General features: G+C 45.6%; 9 protein-coding genes. 5 read left to right on the top strand and 4 right to left on the bottom strand.

The genetic code is table 11. The annotated features are described in order from the left end of the window. Nucleotides 1-278: 278 nt before the first annotated feature. The gene (locus BIZ37_RS09825; protein ID WP_187461351.1) at nucleotides 279-728 is read right to left on the bottom strand and encodes a GyrI-like domain-containing protein; all 450 of its coding nucleotides are present in this window, start codon (nucleotides 726-728) and stop codon (nucleotides 279-281) included. Nucleotides 729-803: 75 nt separating this feature from the next. On the opposite strand from BIZ37_RS09825, the gene BIZ37_RS09820 reads away from it, so the two are divergent. The 3 genes from BIZ37_RS09820 to BIZ37_RS09810 all read left to right on the top strand — a co-directional run bounded on the left by BIZ37_RS09820 (nucleotide 804) and on the right by BIZ37_RS09810 (nucleotide 2,209). Continuing rightward, nucleotides 804-980, top strand: coding sequence for a hypothetical protein (locus BIZ37_RS09820; RefSeq protein WP_187461350.1), 177 nt, complete (start codon nucleotides 804-806; stop codon nucleotides 978-980). Nucleotides 981-1,116: 136 nt separating this feature from the next. Next, a complete protein-coding gene (locus tag BIZ37_RS09815) occupies nucleotides 1,117-1,539 on the top strand; it encodes a DUF3859 domain-containing protein (protein WP_187461349.1) in 423 nt (140 codons plus the stop codon). A gap of 43 nt (nucleotides 1,540-1,582) precedes the next feature. Next, nucleotides 1,583-2,209, top strand: a complete 627-nt coding sequence (locus BIZ37_RS09810) for a PolC-type DNA polymerase III (RefSeq protein WP_187461348.1) — start codon at nucleotides 1,583-1,585, stop codon at nucleotides 2,207-2,209. 117 nt (nucleotides 2,210-2,326) lie between these two features. On the opposite strand, the gene BIZ37_RS09805 is transcribed toward BIZ37_RS09810, so the two are convergent. Further along, nucleotides 2,327-2,980 (bottom strand): carboxylesterase, encoded by a 654-nt coding sequence (locus tag BIZ37_RS09805; RefSeq protein ID WP_187461357.1) that lies wholly within the window; start codon nucleotides 2,978-2,980, stop codon nucleotides 2,327-2,329. 135 nt (nucleotides 2,981-3,115) lie between these two features. Continuing rightward, nucleotides 3,116-3,589, bottom strand: a complete 474-nt coding sequence (locus BIZ37_RS09800) for a glycine zipper 2TM domain-containing protein (protein WP_187461347.1) — start codon at nucleotides 3,587-3,589, stop codon at nucleotides 3,116-3,118. Nucleotides 3,590-3,796: 207 nt separating this feature from the next. Between BIZ37_RS09800 and BIZ37_RS09795 the strand changes: the two genes are divergently transcribed. Next, the gene (locus tag BIZ37_RS09795) at nucleotides 3,797-4,249 is read left to right on the top strand and encodes a hypothetical protein (protein WP_187461346.1); all 453 of its coding nucleotides are present in this window, start codon (nucleotides 3,797-3,799) and stop codon (nucleotides 4,247-4,249) included. Between the two features lie 95 nt (nucleotides 4,250-4,344). Further along, on the top strand, nucleotides 4,345-5,427 hold the full coding sequence (gene rodA / locus BIZ37_RS09790) for a rod shape-determining protein RodA (RefSeq protein WP_187461345.1): 1,083 nt from the start codon (nucleotides 4,345-4,347) through the stop codon (nucleotides 5,425-5,427). 151 nt (nucleotides 5,428-5,578) lie between these two features. On the opposite strand, the gene BIZ37_RS09785 is transcribed toward rodA, so the two are convergent. Further along, entirely contained in the window at nucleotides 5,579-7,198 is a 1,620-nt protein-coding gene (locus BIZ37_RS09785; protein ID WP_187461344.1) for a peptide ABC transporter substrate-binding protein, read from the bottom strand. Nucleotides 7,199-7,230 lie beyond the last annotated feature (32 nt).

The raw sequence follows: 7,230 nt of genomic DNA, 5'->3' as shown, positions 1-7,230 counted from the left end.
GGTTTACAAAATGAAATATTTAGACGGGGAAATTAAAAAATTCAGATGGAAATAAAAATATAAAGAATTTTATGAGGCACATACTTTGTACGCATGAATAATACCCTTAACTCGGGTTTTTCTTCAAGTCTTTTCTGTCTAACCGATAAAAGAAAACCTTTTGCTACATAACCCAGCAAAAGGTTACATTTAAAAACAATTCAAAAACACTTTTACTCTTTTAAATCAGTATTTTGCATCCCACAGCACATTAATCGCCAAAATTGGTTAAGCTACCATTAACCTTTAATCGCCAGATAAAAACCGACATCTGCAACATGTGTTTCAATATCATAACTATGATACAACTCGAAACATGGCCGTTGATCCAGTTCAAGCCCTGCCTGCTTTGCCCTTTGTTTTAATGCATTCCAATATTCCGCATACTCACTTTTTTGCCTAACTATATCCCTATGGGTACAGTATTTACCTTCTGGCAATATTTGTATTTCTACCTCTCCTGACGGCAGTGTTCCTGCTGGTACGGTTAAGCATATATCCGTCCGACATTTCGCCGGTTCTGTCTTATCAGGATCGTCATGATAAATAAATAAGCATTGCCCGCCCTGCAAACCATTTTCACCAGCCCAGCGATAAACTTGGTCGACGGCAGGTTCATAGTTCTCGCCATACGGGCCTGTAACTCTTATGAATGCCAGGTAAGTTTGAGCAATCTTTTCGCTTTTCATGTCATTACCTACACAACGGACTAGTATTAGTGGTGTCTATTCAAAAACAACGTATACCGTTAATAAGGTTAGCCTATGTTTGAGTGGCTCAAGAACATCTTTAACCCTGCTCAACCCGAGCAGGACAATATCGTTGACCAGCACACCCCTGACGAAGAAGATGACAGATTAGACCGTTACGCCAAAGGAAGTCCGGGCGAAGACAACTCGTATGACGGGACCCATGACGGCGATGGTGATAGCGGAGATTGAATAATGGATCTATTCGACCAACAAAAGAGGCTATCCAACTAGCCTCTTTTTCATTTGCTAACAAATGAACATGAAACCTAGCCAACTTACCTTTATAATGCCCCTTTGTTTCTTTTGTAGCGCTGCTCTGTAAGTCATGGCCAAATCAAAACCTGTCGTCAGCATTGAGACCTATGGTATCCATACCACCTGGGATGCTGAGTCCAAGCACCTCCCAAAAATCAAGACCTTCACCACCGATGTGCCAGCAGAAATAGACATCGAGTTCGGCTTTACTGTCAATATTAAGAAAGCCCGTGGCGAGAAGATCCGCTATTGTATTTACCATCCGGGGATCACCGACGAAGATGGTGACGAGTTGGATCCGTTCGACGGCGAATTGCACGTCCGTACCAACGACTGGGATTTCTACTTGGGAGACACGATTTGGGAACCCATTGCCAACAAAATTGGCAAATGGCGCATGACGATAGAACTCGGTGGTAAGGTCGTGGCGGAAAAGACATTCAATCTATACGCCAGAGACGAAGCTGACTTTTGGAAAAAGCGCGGCTACTAATTTACAGAAAAAACAACATAAACAATAATTTGCTAGGTTACTAATGTATACACAACATCCTGCTGATACGGTTATCGTTCTCGACTTTGAGACGACCGGTCTTTCACCTAACATGGGCGACCGTGCAATAGAAATTGGTGCTGTCAAAATTCAAAATGGCATCGTTATCGATCAATTCCAGCAATTGATGAACCCAGGCTTTCGAGTCAGCAGCTTTATTGAAGGATACACAGGTATCACCAACAAAATGTTGGAATCTGCCCCTAGTTGCCATGCGGTGATGGATGAGTTTGCTGATTTTATCCAAGGTTATAACCTTATCGCCCATAACGCTTCTTTTGACCAACGCTTTCTAGATGCCGAATTGGGGATGTTAAACCGCCAATATACCGGTAACTTCGTGTGTTCGATGCTATTGGCTCGCCGCCTATACCAAGAGGCACCGAACCATAAACTGGGCACTTTGGTTAACGAGTTGGATATCCCCAATGATGGTACCTTCCACCGGGCGTTAGCTGATGCCGAAATGACGGCAAGACTGTGGTTACGTTTAGTGAACGAAGTCAAAGACAAAACCAATTTACAATCTGTCTCATTTGATGTGATGCACAAGCTAAGCAAGACCAGCAAAGCATCAGTACCAGCCTTATTTAGAAAGCTGGCAGCTTAATTTCTGTTCTAAGGCCAATTTGCTCATTTCATCGCAGAGTTCAAATAATACCCAAGCCAATATGCTTGGGTATTTCCTAAACGACTAATAATGTTGGACTTGGTCTCCTATTGACAGTTACAGCAATTTAGCTTGCAACCACATTGAAATATCATTGATTTGTGGATAACACACCTGATGCTCCATAGGGTACTCTCGCCAGTTAGGATTAAATCCAAGCGCTTTGAGGGCATCTAACGCATCACTCCCCATAGCAGGTAATACAACAGGATCATGGCTACCATGCATTATCTCAATATCTAGCTTCTTGTTGGCACTATTTGGTTCAATATCATTCACTGTAGGAAAATACGTTGAGAGTGCGAGAAGTCCAGCTAATGGCTTGGGATAGGTTAATGCAACTTGATAGGCAACTGCGCCGCCTTGCGAGAAGCCAGCCAGAACAATCCGTTCACTGCTGATACCACTCGCAATTTCATGGTCCACCAACTTTGCTATTGCATCAGCCGAATTGATCAACTGTTGCGTATTAAGTTTACGCCCCGCACCCATCTCCAGAATGTCATACCATGCTGGCATGACCATACCGCCGTTGATAGTGACAGGAATCGATGGAGAGTGCGGGAAAATAAACCGGATGGCTGCGTCTTCTGGCAGCTTCAACTCCGGTAAGATTGCTTCGAAGTCGTGACCATTAGCGCCAAGCCCGTGAAGCCAGATAACCGATGCTGTGGGAGTAACTAGAGGTTCGACAACCACGGAAGATAACATGCGGGTCATTGAGATTAAATCCTGTAATCAACTGAGACGAAGACTCCAATATAATGTATCCATATAAAACAAAGCCACTCTAACTGTCGGGATCAAGACTTATATCCCATAGGTTAGAGCAGCCAGTTATGGTCATCACTCAGGCACTACCCGAGCTGTTCGGCCATCGACATTGACCCTGACCCGTTGACCCACTGTGAACATCATATTTGGATTGGCTTCTTGAACAATCGCGATGGTTTCACCTGTATCATCCATCTTGATAGTCAAATTGACACCATTACGACGAGTCACTCCTTCAGCAGCTTTACTACCGGCGTAGCCACCGAGTACACCACCACCGATAGCAGCGATATCTGAACCAGAGCCGCCACCTATTTTAGAACCGAGAATACCACCTACAGCGGCACCTGCTATCGCACCAACCGCTTGGCCTTCGCCTTCAATGGTGACGGGTTCTGTCTTCATCACAACACCATAACGCACCTGCTGAATAGTACGGGTATCTGCGACCCCATAAGAATCACCATAAGGATTACTCGAACACCCTGCCAGTCCCATCCCCATCAAACCAAACAGCAACACTACCGGATAAAACAACTTCTTCATGCCGACACCTTTTCTCACAGTGGATCCTGATTTAAGTATAGCGGTAGCTTTTCAAGGCTCTAGCAAGGAGATGTGTATAAAGATCCCGCAACCGGATGTAAGGGAGTGCTACTAGTTCAAAAATAAATTGCATTTTTTTACTAAAACTATAACTTGTTTACACTCCTCGACGATAAAGCCCTCAACGCTGTGGCTTAGATACAAGCAATGAAAACGTCCCTTTCACTTCCCAAGTTCATCACGCTGTTTTTTGGGTTATCGCTCGTATCGCTTTCTACCTATATCAGCTTTCTTTTCCAGCCTGGCTTTGAACACAGCCGTTTCCATTTGGCACTGGTCGTAGAATCATCGGAACAGAGATTAGGTGATGAAGAGGAATGGTATTTTTCGACACTGCACAAGCATGAGCCAATTGGTTGGATCACGATCAGCTCTCCACCCACTTCGCAAAGGCACCTCGAATTACCACAGCGCTCGCTACCACTTGAATCTTGGTCGCATACCTCGGCAAGACGGCTTTTAGTTATGCAATGGGTATTAGTCGCTATGGCAATTATTGCCATTCCTATTAGTGCCTACAAACTAGTGAAAACCAAACACCGGCTAGGAGGATGGAAAGAAGCCAACCTCCAGTTCCGCAGTATTGTTCAACACCAATAATGTATTGAATCTACCCGTTATATTTTGCCCTACGGGGCTAACGTGCGTAATGGATGCCATTACGCAGATTGCTATTGCTTACGATTCAATAAATTATGCTTAACTACAGACCCAGAATTGATTACCCCTTGCTGATTGCTATCAGCCTACTGATTTTACTTGGTTCCCTCACCGTATGGAGTGCCAGCGGATTTAGTGAGCCTATGCTCGAAAGGCACCTTGTTCGTGCCGTAGTGGCTCTGTGCTGCCTAGTTGTAATGTCGGCTATTCCACCAATCAAGTACCAACATGCCGCTCCCTACCTTTATGGTTTGGCGATTGTATTACTGCTAGGCGTTATCGTTATGGGAGATAGTACCAATGGTTCTCAGCGTTGGCTCGCCATTGGCCCTGTTCGTTTCCAACCTTCAGAACTCGTTAAAGTTGCCATTCCTATGATGGTAGCCTGGCTTTTGGTTGTTGATGCTGGTCGGCCTGATCTGAAAAAAATTGGCCTCTGTTTGCTGGTAACTGGGGTACCGGCAGGCCTTATATTTATTCAACCCGACCTTGATGGCGCCATTTTTACCATTATCTATGCGTTATTTGTGCTCTATTTTGCCGGAATGAGCTGGAAAATCATTGGTTCATTCCTTGGCGGTATTGCCACGGCAGCCCCACTATTGTGGTTCTTCGTGATGGAGGCATATCAGAAAAAGCGAGTCACCCAATTTCTTGACCCAGAATCAGATCCGCTTGGTGCCGGCTATCAGATAATCCAATCTCTGATTGCCATCGGCTCTGGAGGGATCAAAGGCAAAGGGTGGACCAATGCAACCCAGGGACATCTGGGTTTCATCCCGGAAAGTCATACTGACTTTATTTTCTCGACCTATGCCGAAGAATGGGGCTTTATTGGTAGCCTGATTCTACTCGGTTTGTACCTGTTTATTACCGGACGTGTAATTTGGCTAGCCTGCCAGTGTGAATCGCCGTTCAACCGGTTGGTCAGCGGCGCGTTGTCTTTAAGCTTCTTTCTCTATGCATTTATCAACATGGGGATGGTGAGTGGTGTATTGCCGGTAATGGGAAGCCCGCTACCCTTCTTCAGTTACGGTGGTACCGCGATGATCACCCAGGGGGTTTGCTTCGGTATCATCATGTCGTTGTGTTTGTATAAACCCTATAAGAGTAAATAACTATTAGAGTCAATATCTTATGGTGAGAACAGTAGGCTCAAGTTTCAAAAACGCATAAATACATCCATGTAGCTCCGACCCGCCATCCCTGGCGGGTAGGTTTTGAAACTTAACCCTACTGCTCTCTAAATTAATCGGTTCTTAGACCTGCTTACTTCACAAAATACATATCCTTGGCATAAATATTCCCCTTCGGATTGTTGACTGGGAAGCCTTTCAAATCCGCTTTGACCAAACGGGTGTGGTTATAGTGATAAAGCGGGATCACTGGCGCGGCATCGTTCAAGATAGCTTCCGCCTGATGGTACAGGTCATAGCGCTCGCTTTGATCCGAAGCCGATGCAGCCTTGGCGAGCAGATCATCAAACTTGCTATCGCAATATCCCGTCTCGTTGCTGACATGACCGCATTGAAAGCTACCCAATACCGATGAAGGCTCGGCGAAATCCCCGAAGGCATAAGAGCGGGCGACAGTAAAATCACCGGCTGTTTTAGCCGATAAGTACGCGTTCCACTCCATGTTGTTCAGCTGGACATTAACACCCAATGGCTTCCACATTGATGCAATAGCCAAAGCAATTTTCTTGTGATTCTCGCTGGTGTTATAGGTCAACTTGATTGTCAGCGGCTTGCTTGGGCCATAGCCAGCCTCAGCCAATATGGCTTTAGCTTCATTGAGTCGCTCTTTACTTACTGTGCTCTTAAATGAAGGTACCGCTCCTTCGTAACCGGCAATAATATCCGGCACGACAGAATAAGCGGCAGGTTCACCTTGCCCTGTCACTTTATCGACCAATATTTCACGATCGATTACCATACTCAGCGCCCTGCGCACATCGGCATTGTCGAAAGGTGCAACGCGGGTATTGAATGCGTAGACATAAGAGCCCAGTAACCGTAGTGCTTGAATTTGCTCAGGGCTTTCTTTGATAAGCTTTTGGTAATACTCCAGCTGCACCCTATTGGTCATGTGGATTTCACCGGCTTGATACCGGGTTAGCTCAGCATTCTGCGACGAAAGCGCAAGGTAGGTCACCGCATTAATCACGGTGCTGTCATTATCACGGTATTGCTCGTTTCGAACGACGTCCACTTTTTCATTCGGCACCCATTGTTTGAGCTTATAGGCACCATTGGAAACAAAATGCTCGGCACGGGTCCAATTGTCACCATATTGTTCAACTGTTGACTGCGGCACCGGGAAAAACGTTTTGATACTCATCATACTGATGAAATACGGTGTCGGGCGGGTCAGTGATACCACAAGGGTGTTCTGGTCAGAAGCCTTCACTCCCAGTTCAGAAGAAGGCTTGTCGCCAGCGACAATTTCATCCGCATTGACGATATTTGCTGTCTGGAAGTTAAAACCTGTGCTGTTACCGGTTTTGCTGTCTATCGCACGCTGCCAGGCATAAACAAAATCATTCGCCGTTAATGGCGATCCGTCTGACCATTTCAAGCCATCTCGTAAAACGAAGGTTACGGTTTTACCGTCTTCAGATACTGACCAAGATTGTGCCTGTCCGGGGATAGTTTCGCCTGTTAGATTCTCGATCACCAAGCCCTCGAAAAGATCATTGACGATCACATCACCTGGGCTACCTGAGCCAACAAAACCGGGATCGACAGTATCAGGTTCAGCACCATTGGCCCGAACCAAATGCTGACTGTTTGCCAGTTCAACGCCCGCAGGGACATCAGCGGCAATCAAATTAAATGAAGGGAGAGCAAGTGCTGCACTAATAGCTGCGGAGAGAACGTACTTTTTCACTACAAAGTCCTTTTTCGAATATTACGTGTTAC

Origin of the sequence: Photobacterium sp. BZF1 (assembly GCF_014349205.1) — a bacterium.
In the GTDB taxonomy this organism is placed as follows: domain Bacteria; phylum Pseudomonadota; class Gammaproteobacteria; order Enterobacterales; family Vibrionaceae; genus Photobacterium.
This window is presented reverse-complemented; position numbering and strand designations above follow the sequence as displayed.